Here is a 19,771-nt window from a genome sequence, read left to right as displayed (position 1 = left end):
ATTTAGAATACAGTGAATATTGGCAATTGATTCTGTTATGGAAATAAGAGTTTTACCCTTTTCTATAGAAGTGTCATTCACCCTGAAAGAAAATACAACTCTGCCATTATACTTTTGAGATCACCAATGAGAAACTTCTCTAAACCAACGATTTCTTAATTCTGTACTCGTTTCTCGCCCCACTCCTAAATTGTAGTAAGTAATATCATAAAATTTTTCATTAGCACTAACGGATATTCTCCCTGTCCAAGCTAGACATTTAGGCTCACCTGTACCATTAACAAATGATTCACCAACAAAACAAATTCTCACTTGTGGAAGTAGAGATTTTAAAGACATAAAACCTTTTTGAGTTACTAATTTATTTAGTATTACCTATTAACCAACTAACGGGACTTAAACGAAAGATAAGAGTAAAAAGGAGTATAATGGGATTCCGGTGTAGCTTTCACGTTAAAAGAAGCTGATGAAAAAAACCACTGGCACAGCAATGGCACCATGGTTTGAAAGATGGTCTCAAAGGCTTCATTATGTATTTACTCATCAAGGGGAAAAAAGAGAGTGTAGACATGATTTAGGGGGATGATTGGGTGAAAGTGAGAGAAGAAACCTATTTCAAATGGCAGAGAATGCCCTAGGGGTGACCTACCACCGATTACACCACGTTTTAACTGAAGCACCTTGGTCCAGTTCCCAAGTCAATGATCATCGATTAGAGATTATGAACAAGTGTAGTCAGAGGAGAATCACCAGAGGATTTAGCTTAATAATTGATGATTCTGTCCATAGAAAAAGGGGGAATTTTAGGGATGGAGTAGGAAGACAATATAATATTGGAGAAATTGGGAACACGGATAATGGAATAGGTAGTAGTAAAAACACATCTATGATGATGGTAGTAAAACCATACCATTAGATATAGAGTTATATCACCACGGTGATTCTTGACCCAAAGGGAAACAAGACCCTCTATTTGATAAGAAACCTGAGTTAGGAATTAAATTAATACATCTGACGTTAATGAAATGTAGCCCAAATTGGCTTGGTGAGAAGGGAACACGTCCGTATTCAACTTGAACCAATCAATAAAAAGATATGGCTGTTGTAAACGTTTCTAAAGCTTCAGTAAAAGTATTCAAAGGTTTCTTAGCCCACCTTGGTCTTAATCCTCCAGTCCACTGATGGCAAAGAATAAAAGTGTAGGCACAGAAAACCAAAATAAAATGGCGCAGTCAACTGCTGTTATCTCCAACTTGATATTCTTTGAGTCCTAACCATCCCTTGGCTTCCCTGTAAAAAACTTCTACCCAATTTTTTTGAGAATATCTATCAACTATCCATTGGGGTGTGACAATTGATGAAGAAATATTGGTAATAAAGTGGTCGAGATCAGTAGTGGCTTGAGAGAAAGTAGAAGGGTTGATGACGATAGCAATATTGCCCTTTCCAGTTAAGGCTGACATTTCTACTTCCTTAGTTACTACCCATAATGTTATGGGTTTATCTAACTCCAGCTGGCTTTATATAAAGGCCTCCTGGGATAAACTTTGTGCTAAGTTATCTAACCTAATTATTTTCAGATGTATTAATTTAATTCCTAACTCAGGTTTCTTATCAAATAGAGGGTCTTGTTTCCCTTTGGGTCAAGAATCACCGTGGTGATATAACTCTATATCTAATGGTATGGTTTTACTACCATCATCATAGATGTGTTTTTACTACTACCTATTCCATTATCCGTGTTCCCAATTTCTCCAATATTATATTGTCTTCCTACTCCATCCCTAAAATTCCCCCTTTTTCTATGGACAGAATCATCAATTATTAAGCTAAATCCTCTGGTGATTCTCCTCTGACTACACTTGTTCATAATCTCTAATCGATGATCATTGACTTGGGAACTGGACCAAGGTGCTTCAGTTAAAACGTGGTGTAATCGGTGGTAGGTCACCCCTAGGGCATTCTCTGCCATTTGAAATAGGTTTCTTCTCTCACTTTCACCCAATCATCCCCCTAAATCATGTCTACACTCTCTTTTTTCCCCTTGATGAGTAAATACATCATCAAATGACACTATCTTTCAAACCATGGTGCCATTGCTGCGCCAGTGGTTTCTTTCATCAGCTTCTTTTAACATGAAAGCTATACCGGAATCCCATTATACTCCTTTTTACTCTTAACTTTTGTTTAAGTCCCGTTAGTTGATCATCGAGATCTGGGACTCCTGTATGAAGGAGCTATCAAAGAGTTACCCAGCTATATTGAAGGTGAAAAATGGACTGATTTACAGCGACACTATACTCCAGTTGCTATCGCTGGAACGATGCTGGAACTATTACTTTTAGAAAGGTTACATCCAGAAGAAAGAATAATTTTTGATCCTGCTGCTGGTTCTGGAAGTTTATTATTAGCTGCTACATCGCGTCTTTCAGGAGTGTCTGATATTCCTGAAAATTTAGAATAAGGAAAAACTTATCTTGCTAATCATGTAGTTGGTAATGATTTAGATCAATATCCAGATTTAGTAACACAATTGTGATATACTCTAGCAAGAGAATCATTAGGTCAAGATATTCTATTTCCTTTTCCTAATCACTTTACTCATGAAAAGCATAATAATTTAAACAGAGAAGATATGAGTATTAACCCGCGTGCGATTGCTGCAAATCCTCCTTTTGTAGAAGATGGTAATAGTCAAAGGGCAGCAAGATTTGCAGCAAGATTTATAGAAAAATCTTCATGCTGGTTAGCAAAAGATTCTCAGGTTACTTTTATTTCACCTCAATCTTTTTTGACTAATATGACTTATCGCATCCCAAATGCACGTAATTTATTAACTGAAAATTGCCAAATTTTTGAAGTTTAGCAATTTTCAGACAAAGCAACTGGCATTGATGCAGAACAGGCTGTATGTATCATATTAGGGCAGGTAGGTAAACCAGAAATAATAATTCCTAGGGCGGCAAAAGCAGTATTCCCTAGAGCAAGGGATACTGTATCTGAATATTCGCAATCATGGTTTTCTTGCTACTCAATGGATTACACGATTACAATCAGATAGTTGAGAATTTTTCACTGCACCACCTATTTCCATTCAGATTCCTACAATACCTTTAGGAAATCTTCTCTTTGTTTTTAATGGAGTCACTCCTAGCAAAAACTATAACCCAGTGAGTCAATGCCCACCGAATACTGAATGTAAGCTATACTGGGGTATGAAGTGGCAGGATACAAATCGGCTTTGAGCAGATCCAGACAGAGTTAGAGAAGAGGAATCATGGATAAGATACGGTAAAGAATTTCTTCATACAGCAGTTTTAAATAATTCGCGTTTATTTCGATATACCAAAAATCCTTGTAGGCCTTAAAGTGAATAGAGTCCTTTCTTATACCCTTGCGGTTCAATTATATACTATAGGTCCTGGTCCTGATAATAATATATTTTGTGTTCTTGTTGCTCAAGAAGTGGCAAAACCTAGGGAAGTATTTGGAAATAGAGAATTTTTAGAAGAATGGTAGACATTAAGTTATGAAGAGCAAAGATTATGGTTGTTGGGTATCCTAACCTAACATCTAGCATAGTAAATGCACTATCTCTAATTGGACGGAAAACACATGGAATAACAAGTGATAAGTTATGTCAACTTCTGTTACGTCAGAAAATAGATTGAACGGGATCAGCAACATTTTGGCATCCCTCAACCAGATAATCTACGAATTTAATTAGATGAAATTGTAGAAGAATCTTATGGAAATCCTCATTGGATAGGAATTAAACGGACTGGAGAACCTCCAGAATTAGAATTATGGAAATCAGAATAAAAAAGCCTACATTTAGAGGCTATTGATAAAGTAAATGTAAAGGGGAGTAGAAAAGGAATATTGGAAGGATAGGATACATAAAATGTAGTGTATTTACATAGCTACTGATGGAACGAAAGTCTTACCCCACAGACTTAACTGATATGGAGTGGGAAATCCTGGCCCCATTGATTCCACCAGCCAAAGAAGGAGGGCATCCACCCACAACAGATATGGGTGAAATATGTAATGCCATCTATTTTCATTTGAAAACTGGATGTCAATGGAATATGCTTCCAGGTGACTTCCCGCCAAGGTCAACGGTATATAGCTATTACAGTAAATGGCAGGGCCAGGGGGTTTGGGAAAAATTCAACCATACATTGGGTGGTCAAGTTCGCTCGAAATTAGGTAAATCAACACAACCTATTGCGCTCGCCGCAGACAGTCAGTCGGTCAACACTGACCAAAAAAAGGGGATGTGTATGGTTTTGACGGATGTAAAAACGTAAAAGGAAGAAAGGGGCATACTTTAGTTGATAGCCTGGGACTTGTGTTTAAAGTTGTTGTTAGTGAAGCGAATGCCCCAGAACGAATACTTGCTGCCTATGCACTAATGGAACTGCTAGAGAAACCCACAGAATTATTGGAAAAAGTCCAAGTTTTATGGGTTGATTCCGGTTATGACGGTGATAAATTTGCACTTGCAGTTTGGTTCATGATTCAAGCTCATGTTGAAGTCATAGGACCTACTGAGCAGGAATTTAAAGTTTTACCACAACCCTGGGTAGTAGAAAGAACATTTGGGTGGTTTAACCAATATCATCGTCTAAGCAAGAATTATGAGCGTTTAACACAAATGAGGGAAGGGGCTATATATGCTCTTATGACTAGAATTATGCTACTCTCTCTTGTCTCCTAAACATTTACTTTATAAATCATCTCTTACAGTGCGTGGTCAAGTTTTAGACGTATCTCAATCTCAAGATACTATAGGAATAGTATTTGATTTATGAAAATGCTCTGTACATCTGGAGAGACAGAAAATCAAAGGTAGTGTTTTGAATGAACCACTCAAACATCCACTTAAGATGAGAAAATGTTGGGATTAAAGCACAAAAATATCGCACCCAAGTTTTCCCTTGCAACCAAACATCTTCTATGAGGTTTTGAGAGGGATAGTTAGGAGCAAAGCGGACGCAATAAATTTTCCATTCCCCTAAAGGTAAGCCTTGGTTAAGAGATGCTAAAAAATTTTGAATTTCTTTTGAACGATGATAACTAGCTCCATCCCAAAAAATAAGTAATTGTTGGTTAGGTAACTCTTCTAGTAAATAGCTGAGATGATCAATAGTATTTTTTGAGTTAGCTGTATCATAGGTTTTCAACAATAAATTTTTACCTAAATAGTCAACTGCTCCATAATGAGTTTGTTTATCTCGTTCGTTACTAATCCTAATTGAAATGCTTATTTCTTGGTCAGTTCTACCCCAAACATATCCAATACTATCTCCCCAAAGTAAATGACACTCATCTAATACTAAAACTCTCAATAGCTCAGCTTCTATATCTTCTCCGCGGCTCGCCAACAATGATGAAATCTCTTTTTTTTTTTGCGGCAACTACTTCTTCATTAGCTTTTGGATTTGCTCGAGATGTTTTCTTCCAACTAATTCCTGCCGCATCAAATCAAGTCGTAATAACTACCTTTTAATTCATAAAGTACATCATATTCAAAAGCTAATTTATACTCAAGTTCGCCAAGCTCCCAACATTCCTTCGTTTGTAATCAAGCCAGTACTTCTTCTTTTTGTTGAGTATTCAAGTGGCTTTTTCTCCCTTTGTGTTTCAGGCGTAGTCCTAAAATTCCATCTTTCTCATAGGCTTGTTTCCATGTTGTTATTGAAGCAACTGAAACATCTAAAATTATTTGAATTTCCTCATACTTGTAGCTTTGATAAACCAGCTTCACTGCCAATGCTTTTCTTACTTCCCTTGCATCTGCACGCTCATCTATAAATTCTTGTAGTTCTGCAATCTTAGATTGTAGCTCCTGGTTGCTCATTGTTAGCTATTAGACAAGACAGTTTCTCAGTATTATCTCTTAGTCTCTTTCAAAAATCAAATATGATTTCTATATTCCAATTCACTTATATTTAAGTGGGTTACTAGATGATCACTGAGAAGACTAGCTACCAATTTCACCAGAGGTCCCTGGTTGGGCGCTTGATGGTACAGCTTTTAAAGCTGAATTAAGTCAGGACGTGGAAACATTTCAAGAACTTGCCCAACGTCCTTGGGCTATCAGACAGTTTCACCATACTCCTCGTCCCTATCTAACTGACGATGAGCTAAGAGAAGAATTAGGGATAGAGGAGTAAAAGTAAATTTGATGACCTATGAATTTGTTTTTCTACCCGTTGGCAATGCTGATAGCATAATTATGCATCCTGATGGCAGTTCAACCGTTGTAATTGACTTGCATAAAATACCTTTATTGCTAAATTGGTTTGAAAATAAAAAACAAACTAATATCAGCAGAATATTATTTATTAGGCACGAACACCGCTATTATTTTCCATCACTGGAAGATTTAGTAACATTCCTTGAAAATCGGCGAAGAAGAGGAATAGTTACAGAAATTTCTCCGCCTTACCATGTGCTAAGAAATGCAAAAGCTGGAAGCATTATGTTACCCAAGTTAGGCGATATGCGGGAGAATATCCAGAGCAAAATTCAAACTATAGCTGAAGCAAAATATCCAGGCTCTGTAGAAATTCAGCGAAAATACGCCAAACAGTATGAAATGTCCATCAATGGAGTTATGGCAGATTTATAATGGAGTTATGGCAGATTTATTCAGAGTATTCAACCTAAAGCTGCTCAAATAGGAATTGTCATTGAAGAAGGACAACAACCTGTTCGCGGTAGTCCCCAAGACAAAGCCAAAGAATTTCCCATCTCTACTTATCATCTCCCCCTGGCCAAGTAAAGTTGACAAATATCCGAACCTTGGCAATTAATATAGATTTAATAGCGCCGCTGTTCATATTGCTTGCAGCCTCTAAAAATTTGTGACAAGTGAAGGCTGGAAATCTTTTTTCAGGAGGCTTTTGGAGGAATATGGAAGGAAAACTGGTCAGTCCCACGTTGAAGATCAGGAAAAGGAGCGACCATTAACTTAACATTTCGTTTTCGCTTCTGTCTGATAATACCTAAATCTCGATTTTGAGGGTCAGCAAAGTATTTAACATAGGATCTGTTGCCTTACCTTTTTGATGAGCCATAGTAAAATGATAAAGACCACGATAAATTATTGCTAATGAAATATCATCAGAGATGATTTATAAAGTAAATGTTTAGGCGACAAGAGGAAGTAGTATAATTCTAGTCATAAGAGCATATATAGCCCCTTCGCCCATTTGTGTTAAACGCTCATAATCCTTGCTTAGACGATGATATTGGTTAAACCACCCAAATGTTCTTTCTACTACCCAGGGTTGTGGTAAAACTTTAAATTCTTACTCAGTAGATCCTATGACTTCAACATGAGCTTGAATCATGAACCAAACTGCAAGTGCAAATTTATCACCGTCATAACCGGAATCAACCCATAAAACTTGGACTTTTTCCAATAATTCTGTGGGTTCCTCTAGCAGTTCCATTAGTGCATAGGCAGCAAGTATTCGTTCTGGGGCATTCGCTTCATTAACAACAACTTTCAACACAAGTCCCAGGCTATCAACTAAAGTCTGCCCCTTTCTTCCTTTTACCTTTTTACATCCGTCAAAACCATACACATCCCCTTTTTTTGGTCAGTGTTGACCGACTGACTGTCTGCGGCGAGCGCGGTAGGTTGTCTTGATTTACCTAATTTCGAGCGAACTTGACTACCCAATGTATGGTTGAATTTTTCCCAAACCCCCTGGCCCTGCCATTTCCTGTAATAGCTATATACCGTTGACCTTGGCGGGAAGTCACCTGGAAGCATATTCCATTGACATCCAGTTTTCAAATGAAAATATATGGCATTACATATTTCACCTATATCTTTTGTGGGTGGATGCCCTCCTTCTTTGGCTGGTGGAATCAATGGGGCTAGGATTTCCCACTCCATATCAGTTAAGTCTGTGGGGTAAGACTTTCGTTCCATGAGTAGCTATGTAAATACACTAGATTTTATGTATCCTATCCTTCCAACATTCCTTTTCTACTCCCCTTTACATTTACTTTATCAATAGCCTCTTAAAAGGCAGAGAAAGTTAATCTGCTACGGCATCACCTAAATCTACTAAAACACTATAAAATAACCACGTTGCCCAAATTTGTAATTTAATTCCATTGATTGACCCTGTTCATAAATAACTTAAATCCAAGAGTCTTTTGACCGTATTAAAAGGAGCTTAAATTCGCATTGACTAAGTTTTATGGGATTACACCACAGAAAACCATCTCTGGCTAACATTCTTGTCAGTTCTCTGACACCTGCTATATCTCGCCACAGTAAGGTCAACACCGCAGCGATGATCAACGGTAAATTCAGTATCCGTTGTCTGAGTCCTCGTTTTCAGTAGGAATTTTCTTGATTTGTAATGGCTGGTGTCAGTAATCTTTCCAATTTCCGGGTTATTACTTCATCTTCCAGCATTGCTCTCTGTTTCTTTTTGCCGTGGTCTCGATTGGTTTTTCGGCTGCCTGTCATCGCTTGTTTCAATCGCTCAATTACTTATCTACACTGAGGTTCTCAGGATTTTTGACCTATCTCATAATACCACCCTTGACAATTTCTTCTTTTCCTTAACTTGTCACCAATGATTCTGATATGTGTTAAATGACGGTTAGTCTGACAGCAATATAGTCTTGCTTTCTGACTCTGGTAGCTGCTCACCCTGATGCTACTGTCTGGGGACAGGATAGATGCGCTCCCAGCAATAAGGGTGCGCATCTATCGCTGTAGTAGCTACCGAATCACCTCCGATCAAGGGGGAAACCTCCTCAATTCTTCATTTGAAGGACTAAAATTAGGGGAAAATTTCGAGGAGATCCGCGCAAGCCCCAAAATTCTTCCCCTGTCTAAATCTCATCATTTTTAAACCAGATATGATTTTTCTAACTGAGGATCCAATAGAAAATTGGGAGACATCCGCGCTAACGACATCTGGAAACGTTGCCCCACAATACTTTAAATCTGGGTGGGTTACAACAACCCTCCTAGTAACAGGTGGGTTGAAAGACACCGATTAAGGGACGGTGTTGAGGGGGGTAAAGAATATGAAAAGCTTCCTATATAAGGATTATAGCCCTTATAACCTACTGATAAAATGTCCACTTATTGCGAATAAAACTGATGAGTTGTTCCATTAACAAGACCATTCTCTTCGTATCTTCACGGTTTATGCTGACGTAGCCGCCTGATAACTGCGCGGTTTATTGTCAATAAGCACGGTTTTTTCATCAATTTTTCCAAGGGGTCTATCACGTAAAACCCTTTGTCCTGTGATGGTTTCACCTTGCTTATCGCCGCGTCAAGGGACGGTGTTTAGCGAAGATGAAATGTGGCAATAGCCCACCCTGTACTAGGAGGGTTGAAAGGTTATCATATTCTTATCTAATAAAAGAGGGTTGAAAGAGAGTACTAAGTTGACATATTGCGCTGATATATCGAAAAATGACATTAATTTGTCACTACCATAAAAACGACAATAATTTGTCCCAGATGACAAATAAATAGTCACTGCACGACAATATGGACGGTATTGGATTCGAACCAACGACCCCATCGATGTCAACGATGTACTCTAACCAACTGAGCTAACCGTCCTTAAAAAAGCCTTCTCCATCTTAACATACATTATTGAAAAAGCAAGATCAAAATACAAATACAACCACACCCGTTAGTTCATAGGGGTTCAGCAGTGCTAAACCCGCTTAATGCAAGGCGTAAATTAACTGATAGTAATTATCATACCTGTACTCTCATTCCCCAATTTATCCACCGCACACACAGCATAAGTACCAGCAGATAAAATGCGCTGAATTATCCAACTAACTATCTCCATTTTGAGGATACAGCGTCCAAGAATGGACAGGTTGATTATCAACGGGTTGCCAATTTAGTTTACCGGTTTCAACTTTTAGTTCCTTGGGAAGAGATGGTGGCGTACTATTTTGCCATGACATTGTGGGAACTATTGCCGAGCTGGAATAATAAGCATTTCCAACCCAGATTTCACACTTCATTTTGTACTCCATAAACATGTATAAAAGAATTAGAATAAGCTAAGTAGTAAGCACATAATTTAAATAGTAATAAAAATAGACAATATAAGAATTGGCAACAACTTGCAACTGGTAAGTATTGACAATGAATTCAGGATAAAAGATGAGAGGATGATTATAAATAACCATGAATTAAATAGAAATACCCAAAAATATAAATTACCAAAAAGAAGACTTTAAGACTAAGAACTTGCATCAATTAGAAAAAATAGCAGGAATAATAGATGAGATAGGAATTGTAGACAAAGTCCATGAGTTTTATTAATAAATAGTAGAGATGAAGTGAATACAGGGCAAATAGTTAAAGTAATCATTATGGACTAGGTCTTCTATGAAGACAATTATATTTATTCCCGCAAAAATTTGAGGAAAAACCCATAGGATATTTATTAGAATTGGGAATTAAAGGCGAAGATTTAAATGATAATAAAATAGTTAGATTAATGGATAAGCTATAGGAATATGTATTAAGCAAACTATTCCTAACAATTGCCTTGGAACTAGTAGAAAAATATGGAGTAGCAACCAAATATTCCCATTTAGATTCACCCTCATTACAGTTGTATGGAGAGTATAATAATTACCTAAGTAATCTAGGACAAGAATTATTGGATATTTTAGAGCCCGTGCGTTGGGTGGGTTCCCGGACTTCTTAGGGAAGCTCCTCTGAAAGAGGCAGCAACTGGCGTATGTTTTCAAGGGATGCTTTTTGTGATTACACAAGGAGTTCATAGGGTTCTGAACTTGACAGAGGAACGTTGTCAAATTTTCCAATTCCTACCTACAGCTTGTCAAAAGTATTATTTATTTTCTTAGTTTTCAAATCTCTAGTTCAATATTGCAGTAAGGATTTAGGTGGTGGGGTATTGACAAGTGTGATAGGTGAGGCAGAATATAGCAGTTATGGAAAAGAAGCTGGGACCAAAACTAGACAGAGAGATATTGAAGCAGTTGGGAATAGAGCAACTGGTAGAAATCATTATTGACTAGGCCAAAAGTATAGAGAACCTAAGAAATAGAGTAGTAGAACTGGAAAACGAAATAGAGAAACTCAAAGTCAGTAGAGATTTAGAGACCATAACATTATCCAAACCACCGTCGGGAGACATCTTCAAAAAAACCGAGAACAAACAACAAGAGAAACAAGAAGAGAACCAGACACGAAAACGGAAATAGGAGGACAACCAGGGCATAGGGGAAAAAGGAGAAAGGTGTTTGGTGGAGTAGATAGAATAGATTTGAGATAGTGGGACGGCAAGTGTGTGGATGGTGAGGTCAGGGGGGATTGTTTGGCGAACCAATAAAAATCCAAACACAACAAGTAGGGGAGTTGGTGGACAGGCCAATGGAAGTGGATTTGCAGTGTGTGTGCGGAAATACAAAGGCCACACTGGTCACCAGAGATAGTACCGGGACAAGATATAGGAATCACAGGACAAGCTTTTTTGGGATGGATCAATAACTAGGGCCATTGACCCTATGAAAAACAACACTTGTTGTTGTGGGCACTGGGTCAAATAGAAATTGGACTGGGAACATTAGTAGGTACCAATGAAGGAATAGATGGTCCAGTGGCTCAAAGTATTCATAGCCTCAAACAGTGGATAAAACAAACCCAGCCTCATATCCTTGGGGATGAAACACCCTGGGTAGTCAAAGGGGTGAAACAATGGTTATGGATTTTTGCCAATAGTGACTTCCCTTTATTTCATGGGTCTGATACTCGTTTTCCTGGCGAATTAGAATCCATTGTGGGTTCAAGTTACTCTGGTGTACTCAGTTCTGATGACTTTACTGCCTATAACGCTTATCCGGTCACAGCTCAACAGAAATGTCAGGCACATCTCTACCCTACCCCGTCACTTCAAGACACTAATCAAGATTCCTGGCTTCAATCACCAAGAAGTTGGCATGAAATTCATGGACCTTATAGATGAAGGTTTTAAAAACTACCCTTTATTCCAACAAACCCAAAACCTTCATGAATTCTTGACTTGGCCATCCTAGTTTCAACCAAAAGTTGAATCTTCCATTCATTCATTGATCAAGCCCCAGGGGAACCTGGTAAACTTTTACCTTCCTTAGGCAATAGACCTTGATCATAACTTAGCTAAACCAAGGTTAAATTTAGCACTGAAACAACGAAAAGTCTGTGGTGGTTCTCTTTCTCTGGAGCTATTCCAACATCCTGCCAATTTATTGACGGTTATACAAACTTGTCGCCGTCAAGCACTTTCTCTAATTGAGTTTTTTGACCAACCTATGAAAGCCATGGTTCACTCTGCTTTCCATACACCTTCTTTAATCCCTCTTCCTTAGACCTGAATCCTTACATTTGACTAGTGCTTGTTTTTCATAAGTGATTGAAAAATTCAAATTAAATTAAACATTGTTGTCTAACTAGCTTTTTTTATACAATAAGAAAGCTGGAACTTTGACGTGCATAATTTATATTTTCATGGCTACTGGATTTTTGAAAACTATAGTTCTGAACTTCTTGTAAATGTAGTTTATTGATGCTACTTACTGAAGTGCAGACTGTGGGTTGTAATATTCTCGTCATTGAACCCTTGAGTGTCTCGCAAGATAAAAAAGAAGCCTTTATTGCTACTCTCCAATACACCCTACAAATAGAACAGGAATTCAAGCAAGTTTATAAATTAGAACCAGATGAACTGGACTCAGAAAGATTAGGAGAAGGAAAATATCTCTTATTTTGGGAAGCATCAGAAGGAGGTGGGGGTGTTTTATCTCAGCTACTCCAACAACCAAAAGCCTTTTAAAAAATTGCCAATGCAGCATTAGATATGTGCCATTTCTTAGGACCCAAGGATACCTGTGTTTAAGCTTGCTATGAGTGTTTAGTATAAAAATACTTCTGTTTTCTCACTTTTAAAATCACTGTAGTTTTTAATCAGTAGATTAGATAAGTAGCCTGCTGATATGGAAATGCCAATATCCTCTAGGAACTCTAACAACTTGCCTTGGGTCATGTTACCCCCATAGTACAAGCTGATAATCAGGGTTTTTATTCCTAGACCGAATTCTCCCTCATAACCCCAAGGAGGTTCTGCCAAATAGGTTTTTCCTTCTCATGGTGAGTAGTATTTCTCTTTCCGGAATAGTACTTTATCGGTTGCCAGGATGATGTCTTGGATGATTACTTCTTCATACCCTTTGAACTGCGTATCTGCTAGCAGTAATTCTTGGGGATATTCTAGTATTTCTTCTATGTCTATTTTAATCCCAGCCTTCTTACTGCCTTTGTTGTCCTTTTTTGGCGTTTGTCGCTCTTTCTCCCATGAGTGATTGCTTGTGAAGCCTTTTTTATTCTTGGCTTTTATCTCTGGCTGACCCTTTTCTCCCTTCAATCGCTTATTTTCATCTCTTAACCCTTGATTTTTTGCCCGTAATTCCTTGACTTCTGATTGTTACTGCTCTATTAGATTCAGTACTATGTCTACTTTCTGACCCATGAATTCTCCTACAATTCCTTTTCGCTCAATGCTTTGGAGCAACTCTGTTTGTGATAAGTCTTTTGCTAAAATTTTCTGCCTCATGTCTCATGTTTTATAACGCCCTGTTTTTATAAAGCCCTGTTTTTATAAAGCCCTGTGTGCCACGCTCAACTTTTCATTTTTTTCTCTTACCCCTAGTTATTGAGCTTATACGCTAAGGATTCTATCATTGCTATCAAATTGCTTTCCTCTTGTGCGCCAAGAATTAGAAACAGTTAATCATGCTCTAGATTATTATGCGATGGAAAGTTAATCGAAGCTGATGAATGGCTATTTGACTCTCATTTATCCAGTTTCTGTTGGTTGGAGTGCTTCTTGTTCCATCATCTTGATGTAATATTCCATGATCTTGATGTCAGAAGAACGCTTAACTCCCCCAATTACCAAACCATCAATAAAACTAATTAACGGTTGAAATAAACCAATAGTGCTAATTCTGCGTCCACGTCTCTGTGTTTCTTCAACCCTTTTTTGTCACCCCCTTGGGTAGTACGTGTACCCTGACTCACTCCAAGGTGAAAATCCTGATTCATCCAAATACTTTAAGTCTATTTCTCCACTAGCTGTAACTAGTTCTAACATCTCTATATCTGCTTGTTTATTTGCACGAATAACTAGATCTTATTTTGCTCTATGACTAATTCTGACTCGTTTCCATATCACCCCCTTTTTTTGAGTAGGCTTTTGATTGTGTTGGTACTAACTTTGAGTTCTCGCTCTTTTTTTAGTTTTTCTACTAGTTGCTGACTCTTATAGGTTCTTGGTTCTTCCTTTAAGCATCTTTCTTTCCAAATATCTCGATGTCAACTTCCTTCAACTTTAGCTGTACACCTCTACCTGGTAATTCCCATAATCCCTGTATTCCCTGCTTATTCCACTTGTGCAACACTTGTCTGACTGTTTTCTCTCCCCAATGAAAGTAATCTGCTATTTTTTCTACAAACCACCCTGCTGCATTTAATCTGATGACTTCGGCTCTATCTTTTACTTCCTATGGTACTTCCGCCGTTCTCAGGTTAAATAACTCCGAAGAATAGGTATGGGCATTGATAAAACCAGGTAATAAAGTTTATTTTCACCATCAATTTCTGTGCCAATCACCTCTAAATTTGGTAGAATGGTACCGATCATAGTATCCACAACCTGTACATCTAAAGTGGCGTAACCATTTTTAAGAGGAATTAAAGCGTTATTAATAGTCCAGTTCATAAGTGTTTAACCATAATGAAAATTTATTGTATGTGACAATTAATACTAATCTGTTTGTGAACCTGAAAGTTCTAAATAGGTTTGGGGAAAGGTTATCAGTTATTTTCCTCTCTCTTCCTTAAGTTAAGTTTGACAGGTGAACAGATTTTTCACTTTGGTAGGGAAATTTAATATCTTAACCTTAATTAAGGAAATGAACACACAACAGAATTTCAAGGTACAAAGGAGACAATAATGTTGGGTGTTGAAAATTTATGAATCTGTCATTAGGAATATTAGGCGTTTACCCCAATGCTCAGGGAGTAAATCAGACCTTTGCAGATATTACTCATCCTCAAAAGACTCCACAACCTGTTATTTTCTTAACAGAAACCAAAATCCTGCGTATCGACTTAGCAAAAACCGCCATCATTGTTATTGATATGCAAAATGATTTCTGTCAACCTGATGGTTGCTTGTCACATTATTGATGTATATGTTTGCCCTGCACGCAAACCAATAGAACCTTTACAAAAAGTATTACCACAACTGCGGGCGTTTGCTGTACCTATAATTTGGCTAAACTGGGGAAATTGCCCTAACTTATGGAATATTAGCGGCGGTTTACTGCATGTTTATAATTCCACTGGGGAAAGTGTAGGATTAAGTGCTCGTCTACCTAAAAATGGAGCTAAGGTGCTTATGGCAGCTAGTTAGGCTGCTGTGGTAGTAGATGAACTCGAACAACTACCGGATGATATTCTCATTGAGAAATATCGCATAAGTGGGTTTTGGGATACACCCTTAGATAGTATTCTCCGGAACTTAGGAACAACGACAATACTTATTATTTGCTGGAGTTAATACCGATCAATGTATTTTCACAACCTTTTGTGATGCTAATTTTTTAGGATACGACTGTATCTTATTATAAGATTGTACAGCCACAACTTCACCAGAATATTATTGGTTAGCAACTTTGTACAACCTTAAATAATGCTTCGGATTTGTCACAAATTCCTCGACAATTTTTACAGCCTTATACCAAGTCTAAATGAGTGTAGATAGAACTGTAGAATAAAGAACATGGAAGATAAAGACTCATGAGGAAGCAATGGCACGCCCTTTCAATCTAGAAGTTCAAGAAAGTGCTGAGTATTTGTCAAAAAGCCTGAAAAATGCGCGGATAGCATTAGACAAATAACGTTTACAAATGCTGTGGTGGATAAAAATAGAACAAGTAACCCAGCATCAAGAAGTGAGCCGAAGATTGGGCAGAGATGGGTCAACAATAACAGGATGGTTACAAAGGTATGGAAAAGGAGGACTATCTTCTCTTTGAGAGGTAAAAACTGCGCCTGGGGCAACTCCTTTAATACAAGGTGAAATGCTATCACAACTAATATCAAAGTTAGAATCCCCCCAAGGGTTTAGCAGTTATAGGCAAATTGTGGAATGGCTAGAGCAAGAATGGCACGTCCAAGTCAAATACAAGACAGTTTACAGTTTAGTGCCCTACAAACTAGTAGTCTGCCAAGGCAATTTTGCTAGGTTAAATGCTCGGATATAAACGCTGCATTTTTTTACGTGCATCCTTGGTTTTAAAACCTCAATAAACACTGGGTTTTTGTTGATTACGCTGTGACTCCCAAGTAGCAATTTCAGAGGATAATATTTCTACATTAGGAATACGTCGTTCTAAGCATTGGCAAGATAAAACTGATAATTCAATTTCTACTTGATTCAACTAACAAGCGTGTTTAGGAGTATAGTGGAACTCTAATTCCTGAATAATGCGGCGTGCTTCTTGTGGAGAGAAAACTTCATATAAAACACTTGGAGTATGAATGTTTAGGTTATCAACAAGTAAAGGTATCACATCAGCTTGGGGTAATAAACATCTACTAAATCTTTTAATTGTTTAGCAAAATCAGCTTTTGTCCGACGTTGTGTAACTTCAATATGCCTCCACCCGGCTATTGGTTCAAAAAAGCCAAATAGATTTACAACACCATTGCGTTTATACTCACAACCATAACCTTTAGGCTGATGTGGTTCTGGTGGCAAAGGAAGTCTTACTTCTTCTAATAATTGATATGGGCCTTCATATAGGCAGAGTATAGGTTTTTTCGGATCATATGGCTCATTGTACAAATCTAAAACATCTTCTATTCTGAACACATACTCTGGGTTAACTTCGGGAATACACTACTGTTCTGTTAACCACGGTTTAATTTCATCTTTTTTAGAGTTTGGTGTATTGTTTCGTCTGAGATTCAATCTATGATACCAACCTTCACTAAATGCTCCGCTAATAATTGCATTGTCCAACGCACTCTTCCTCCTGGTGGATTAGAACAAGCAGTCGCAATCAAAAATGCTTCTTGTTTTTCATCTAATTTTTTGGGTTTTGGTGGATTTTCCCCATCCTTTAAAGCGAACTCTAATCCACCAATCACAAACTTTTCTCTTGTCCTTTCCACCGTGGCAACATGAACTCGAACTGCGGCAGCGCCGTGTCCGTTTCTGCCTCAGGTGCCATTAGAAGAATGTTTGCACGGGTTATACTTCTTGCTTTGTGCTTTCCTTTTTTGAGGATTGCTTGCAGTTGTAAAACTTCCTCTTCGCTTAAATCTACAACATACTTTTTTGCCATGGTCAACCCCTTTTTTGACTAATTTATCAATTAGAGGGGCTTACCCAGCAACATTGCCTTAGTGCCCTACAAACTAGGGGCAAAATTGAAAGTACCTCGACCCATCAGCTCATCACAAGATGAGCAAGCTATAAACCTTTTTAAAAAAAACATCCCCCTTGCCTTGGTAGCTTTAGAGAAACTATTGGGTGGGGGAAAACGACTGCGTTACCTGTGCCAGGATGAAACCAGATTAGGTTTGAAGACCGAAACTGGAGGAGTGAGTGATTACGGCTCGTGATGTTAAACCTGTAGTGAGGGTGCAGTGGCCACGAAAAGCATTTTGGCTTTATGGAGTTGTTGAACCCACCTCTGGATGGCATTTTTGTCAGGAATATCCTCATCTAAACAGTGAAAATTTTCAGAAATTCTTGGATGTCCTATCTCAAGAATTAGGTTCTGATATGGCATTAATGCAGATGGATCAAGCTTCTGCACACCAAGCTTTGGCACTGTCTTGCCCTGAAAATATTATTCCCATTTTTCAACCATCTCACTCTCCTCAACTTAACCCCATGGAGCGATTATGGGAGTTTATTAAACGTCAGTTCAAAGGTGAAAGTTTCTCACATCTCAACCAATTGCGTCAACGAGTTCAACATGAATTAGCTCAATTATCTTCTAAGGTCATCTCCTCTTTGACTAGTTATGATTTCATCCTTGAAGCTCTGTTTCACCAAGCTTTATTCTGTGCAGCCTCATAGAGAATTGGTATAAGCAGAAAATAGTAGTAAAAGATGGGAATATATTAATACTTTTGAATTTTGAATTTTGAATTAGTTATGACCTCCACTCATTTCCTGGTGTAGTTCCGGTTATCAAATCTCCCAAAGATTACCAAGCATACCGCATTAGCACCTGTGACTCTAATCTGTTAGTAATTATCTTTGATTCCACAAATGGTAATGCTTCCTTAACTTGTTGTGTGGAAATATTTGATGTGAGTGGACAAACGCCACCAAATCTTCATCAATGGGCATTAGAAATGTTTTTCATCCTCAAAGGAGAAGGCGTTGATATTTGTGATGGTAAAAAGTACCTATCAAAGCTGGAGATAGTTTATTAGTTCCACCTACAGGTACTCATTTGATTAGAAATACTGGTAACACTCGTCTTTACACGCTGACAATTATGGTTCCAAATGAAGATTCTGAGGATTAATTCTTAGTGGTATAACTGTCGAATTAGATGCTGAAGATATGTCTGTTTTAGAAAGATCAGATTCCTTTAGCTTTGTGTGAAATCAGGTATTACTGATTGATCTGCAATAAACGCTGTTCCCAATCAATTACAGGTGGTTTTGTTCCTTGATTAACTAGTTCAAAAACCTATCCATTAGAAGTTCAAAAACTTGTCCATTAGAACTTGGATAAAATGAACTTTCTACACAAGCCCCAGCAACATCAGTCCGGCTGGCTTCTCCTGCAAGAGAATCACGACTACCCACTAATACCCCTAACTTACCTGATGTTTTTGCCTTTGTTAAGGTATTCAGATCCTAGGAAGTAAACAGTCCATCAATTAAACGTCCAGGACGGATGATTGTGTAAGGAATTCCTGAATTAATAATGGCGTCTTCTCCCTCTTGTTTGGCATCTAGGATACCAAAGCAATGAATAATATTAAAAGGAAATTGATTTTTTCTAAAAAAACCGCAGGAAGAAATAACAACGAACCTCTTTAGATTTTTAGGTGCTGCTGCAACTAGGTTTATACCAGCTTAGTAATCAAGTTTATAAGGTGTATTTTCGGCTTTATTTTCTATTGATTGAGGGTCAAATAAAGCAAGTCCCCATTCGATCATGTTAGGAGGTGAATCAAATTCCCATCTCGCAGAGGCAAAAGCAGTCTTTCCAGTATAGCAAATGATATAACTGATGTTTGACATTGCTGCTGGTAAGGTATTTAGTTCACGGATATCACCAACAGCAATTTCAACTTTTTGATTGCATATCTCTGCGGCTTTTTGTGCATTTCGTGTGAGAATGCGAACTGACAAACCTTTTTCTAGTAATTTGCTGACTACAAGTTATCCAACACCACCAGTAGCACTAGCAACTCATACAACATCTTCTCTGGAAAGTTCTATCCTAGCCATCATTTTTTAATATTGAGTAATTGCAGAAATCAAATACAAATCCTATAAGATTTCATCTTAATTTAAACATCCATCACAATTTGAGCTTTACCATTGTGTCCATGAATCAATTCGATTTGTTCCCAGCCTCCAGTATACCAAGCAGTTGAAGTAACTTCACCCAGTTATTGTATAATAGCCATACCACCACAA

The 19,771-nt window shown here is 37.9% G+C and carries 17 protein-coding genes, 1 tRNA gene and 13 pseudogenes; 12 read left to right on the top strand and 19 right to left on the bottom strand.

The window, feature by feature from the left end:
• Window positions 1-120 precede the first annotated feature (120 nt).
• The gene (locus AAZO_RS42455) at window positions 121-339 is read right to left on the bottom strand and encodes an SGNH/GDSL hydrolase family protein (RefSeq protein WP_338027115.1); all 219 of its coding nucleotides are present in this window, start codon (window positions 337-339) and stop codon (window positions 121-123) included.
• A 127-nt stretch (window positions 340-466) separates the two neighbouring features.
• Between AAZO_RS42455 and AAZO_RS29740 the strand changes: the two are divergent.
• A pseudogene (locus tag AAZO_RS29740) lies at window positions 467-1,026 on the top strand (transposase); the annotation flags it as partial.
• Here the strand turns inward: AAZO_RS29740 and AAZO_RS10085 are convergent.
• Window positions 998-2,121: pseudogene (locus AAZO_RS10085) on the bottom strand (transposase). The pseudogenes AAZO_RS29740 and AAZO_RS10085 sit on opposite strands and share 29 nt — an antisense overlap.
• Window positions 2,122-2,215: 94 nt before the next feature.
• On the opposite strand from AAZO_RS10085, the gene AAZO_RS33625 reads away from it, so the two are divergent.
• From AAZO_RS33625 to AAZO_RS29735, 3 genes are all read left to right on the top strand, one after another.
• Window positions 2,216-2,464, top strand: coding sequence for an N-6 DNA methylase (locus AAZO_RS33625; RefSeq protein WP_144031274.1), 249 nt, complete (start codon window positions 2,216-2,218; stop codon window positions 2,462-2,464).
• Window positions 2,465-2,635: 171 nt separating this feature from the next.
• Window positions 2,636-2,866: a hypothetical protein gene (locus tag AAZO_RS10080; protein ID WP_013191168.1), complete on the top strand. Its 231-nt coding sequence runs from the start codon at window positions 2,636-2,638 to the stop codon at window positions 2,864-2,866.
• Window positions 2,867-3,929: 1,063 nt separating this feature from the next.
• Window positions 3,930-4,723, top strand: a protein-coding gene (locus tag AAZO_RS29735) for an IS5 family transposase (protein ID WP_085940203.1) whose coding sequence is annotated in 2 segments (ribosomal slippage) — window positions 3,930-4,281 and window positions 4,281-4,723 — 795 coding nt in all. Because the reading frame shifts where the segments join, the coding sequence is not laid out codon by codon here.
• A gap of 88 nt (window positions 4,724-4,811) precedes the next feature.
• Here AAZO_RS29735 and AAZO_RS32755 read toward each other — a convergent pair.
• Window positions 4,812-5,866 (bottom strand): annotated as a pseudogene (locus tag AAZO_RS32755) (IS630 family transposase).
• A gap of 327 nt (window positions 5,867-6,193) precedes the next feature.
• On the opposite strand from AAZO_RS32755, the gene AAZO_RS35235 reads away from it, so the two are divergent.
• Window positions 6,194-6,640: a hypothetical protein gene (locus tag AAZO_RS35235; RefSeq protein WP_013191163.1), complete on the top strand. Its 447-nt coding sequence runs from the start codon at window positions 6,194-6,196 to the stop codon at window positions 6,638-6,640.
• Between the two features lie 263 nt (window positions 6,641-6,903).
• On the opposite strand, the pseudogene AAZO_RS33615 reads toward AAZO_RS35235, so the two are convergent.
• The 5 genes and pseudogenes from AAZO_RS33615 to AAZO_RS37720 form a co-directional block, all read right to left on the bottom strand.
• Window positions 6,904-7,136 (bottom strand): annotated as a pseudogene (locus AAZO_RS33615) (IS4 family transposase); the annotation flags it as partial.
• 24 nt (window positions 7,137-7,160) lie between these two features.
• Window positions 7,161-7,954, bottom strand: a pseudogene (locus tag AAZO_RS29730) (IS5 family transposase).
• 261 nt (window positions 7,955-8,215) lie between these two features.
• Window positions 8,216-8,449: pseudogene (locus AAZO_RS43630) on the bottom strand (IS4 family transposase); the annotation flags it as partial.
• A gap of 1,099 nt (window positions 8,450-9,548) precedes the next feature.
• Window positions 9,549-9,622, bottom strand: a tRNA-Val gene (locus AAZO_RS10035).
• A gap of 124 nt (window positions 9,623-9,746) precedes the next feature.
• A pseudogene (locus tag AAZO_RS37720) lies at window positions 9,747-10,017 on the bottom strand (hypothetical protein); the annotation flags it as partial.
• Between the two features lie 217 nt (window positions 10,018-10,234).
• Here AAZO_RS37720 and AAZO_RS43625 point away from each other — a divergent pair.
• The 3 genes and pseudogenes from AAZO_RS43625 to AAZO_RS10020 all read left to right on the top strand — a co-directional run.
• Window positions 10,235-10,685: pseudogene (locus AAZO_RS43625) on the top strand (DUF4277 domain-containing protein); the annotation flags it as partial.
• A gap of 298 nt (window positions 10,686-10,983) precedes the next feature.
• Window positions 10,984-12,399: pseudogene (locus tag AAZO_RS29710) on the top strand (IS66 family transposase).
• 197 nt (window positions 12,400-12,596) lie between these two features.
• Window positions 12,597-12,863: a hypothetical protein gene (locus AAZO_RS10020; protein WP_041639830.1), complete on the top strand. Its 267-nt coding sequence runs from the start codon at window positions 12,597-12,599 to the stop codon at window positions 12,861-12,863.
• 78 nt (window positions 12,864-12,941) lie between these two features.
• Here AAZO_RS10020 and AAZO_RS10015 read toward each other — a convergent pair whose 3' ends face one another.
• The 5 genes and pseudogenes from AAZO_RS10015 to AAZO_RS10000 form a co-directional block, all read right to left on the bottom strand.
• Window positions 12,942-13,157 carry a hypothetical protein gene (locus AAZO_RS10015; RefSeq protein WP_013191160.1) on the bottom strand — a complete coding sequence of 72 codons (216 nt, stop codon included), beginning with the start codon at window positions 13,155-13,157 and terminating at the stop codon, window positions 12,942-12,944.
• Between the two features lie 15 nt (window positions 13,158-13,172).
• On the bottom strand, window positions 13,173-13,451 hold the full coding sequence (locus tag AAZO_RS37715) for a hypothetical protein (protein ID WP_081462751.1): 279 nt from the start codon (window positions 13,449-13,451) through the stop codon (window positions 13,173-13,175).
• Window positions 13,452-13,511: 60 nt separating this feature from the next.
• Complete coding sequence (locus AAZO_RS41210; RefSeq protein ID WP_266888944.1) at window positions 13,512-13,640, bottom strand: hypothetical protein; 129 nt, start codon at window positions 13,638-13,640, stop codon at window positions 13,512-13,514.
• 730 nt (window positions 13,641-14,370) lie between these two features.
• Window positions 14,371-14,574: pseudogene (locus AAZO_RS29700) on the bottom strand (helix-turn-helix domain-containing protein); the annotation flags it as partial.
• A gap of 35 nt (window positions 14,575-14,609) precedes the next feature.
• Window positions 14,610-14,807, bottom strand: coding sequence for a hypothetical protein (locus AAZO_RS10000; RefSeq protein WP_013191159.1), 198 nt, complete (start codon window positions 14,805-14,807; stop codon window positions 14,610-14,612).
• A gap of 254 nt (window positions 14,808-15,061) precedes the next feature.
• Between AAZO_RS10000 and AAZO_RS09995 the strand changes: the two are divergent.
• Window positions 15,062-15,783: pseudogene (locus tag AAZO_RS09995) on the top strand (cysteine hydrolase family protein).
• Between the two features lie 216 nt (window positions 15,784-15,999).
• Window positions 16,000-16,128: a hypothetical protein gene (locus tag AAZO_RS41205; protein WP_266886486.1), complete on the top strand. Its 129-nt coding sequence runs from the start codon at window positions 16,000-16,002 to the stop codon at window positions 16,126-16,128.
• A gap of 267 nt (window positions 16,129-16,395) precedes the next feature.
• Here the strand turns inward: AAZO_RS41205 and AAZO_RS35220 are convergent, their stop codons facing one another.
• The 5 genes from AAZO_RS35220 to AAZO_RS29690 form a co-directional block, all read right to left on the bottom strand.
• Window positions 16,396-16,533 (bottom strand): hypothetical protein, encoded by a 138-nt coding sequence (locus tag AAZO_RS35220; RefSeq protein ID WP_187289637.1) that lies wholly within the window; start codon window positions 16,531-16,533, stop codon window positions 16,396-16,398.
• A complete protein-coding gene (locus AAZO_RS37710; RefSeq protein WP_228371594.1) occupies window positions 16,534-16,665 on the bottom strand; it encodes a transposase in 132 nt (43 codons plus the stop codon).
• The gene (locus tag AAZO_RS09990) at window positions 16,662-16,967 is read right to left on the bottom strand and encodes a hypothetical protein (RefSeq protein ID WP_081462749.1); all 306 of its coding nucleotides are present in this window, start codon (window positions 16,965-16,967) and stop codon (window positions 16,662-16,664) included. Before AAZO_RS09990 ends, AAZO_RS37710 begins: the two co-directional genes overlap by 4 nt.
• Before the next feature lie 95 nt (window positions 16,968-17,062).
• Window positions 17,063-17,269 (bottom strand): helix-turn-helix domain-containing protein, encoded by a 207-nt coding sequence (locus tag AAZO_RS29695; RefSeq protein WP_081462748.1) that lies wholly within the window; start codon window positions 17,267-17,269, stop codon window positions 17,063-17,065.
• Window positions 17,242-17,442, bottom strand: a complete 201-nt coding sequence (locus tag AAZO_RS29690; RefSeq protein WP_081462747.1) for a hypothetical protein — start codon at window positions 17,440-17,442, stop codon at window positions 17,242-17,244. Before AAZO_RS29690 ends, AAZO_RS29695 begins: the two co-directional genes overlap by 28 nt.
• Window positions 17,443-17,705: 263 nt before the next feature.
• Between AAZO_RS29690 and AAZO_RS09975 the strand changes: the two genes are divergently transcribed.
• Both AAZO_RS09975 and AAZO_RS09970 read left to right on the top strand, forming a co-directional pair.
• Window positions 17,706-18,185, top strand: a complete 480-nt coding sequence (locus AAZO_RS09975) for a transposase (RefSeq protein WP_041639826.1) — start codon at window positions 17,706-17,708, stop codon at window positions 18,183-18,185.
• Between the two features lie 71 nt (window positions 18,186-18,256).
• A pseudogene (locus AAZO_RS09970) lies at window positions 18,257-18,722 on the top strand (cupin domain-containing protein).
• A gap of 9 nt (window positions 18,723-18,731) precedes the next feature.
• On the opposite strand, the pseudogene AAZO_RS09965 reads toward AAZO_RS09970, so the two are convergent.
• Window positions 18,732-19,540, bottom strand: a pseudogene (locus AAZO_RS09965) (NAD(P)H-binding protein); the annotation flags it as partial.
• Window positions 19,541-19,771: the final 231 nt, after the last annotated feature.

Source organism: 'Nostoc azollae' 0708, assembly GCF_000196515.1.
Taxonomy (GTDB): domain Bacteria; phylum Cyanobacteriota; class Cyanobacteriia; order Cyanobacteriales; family Nostocaceae; genus Trichormus_B; species Trichormus_B azollae.
This window is presented reverse-complemented; position numbering and strand designations above follow the sequence as displayed.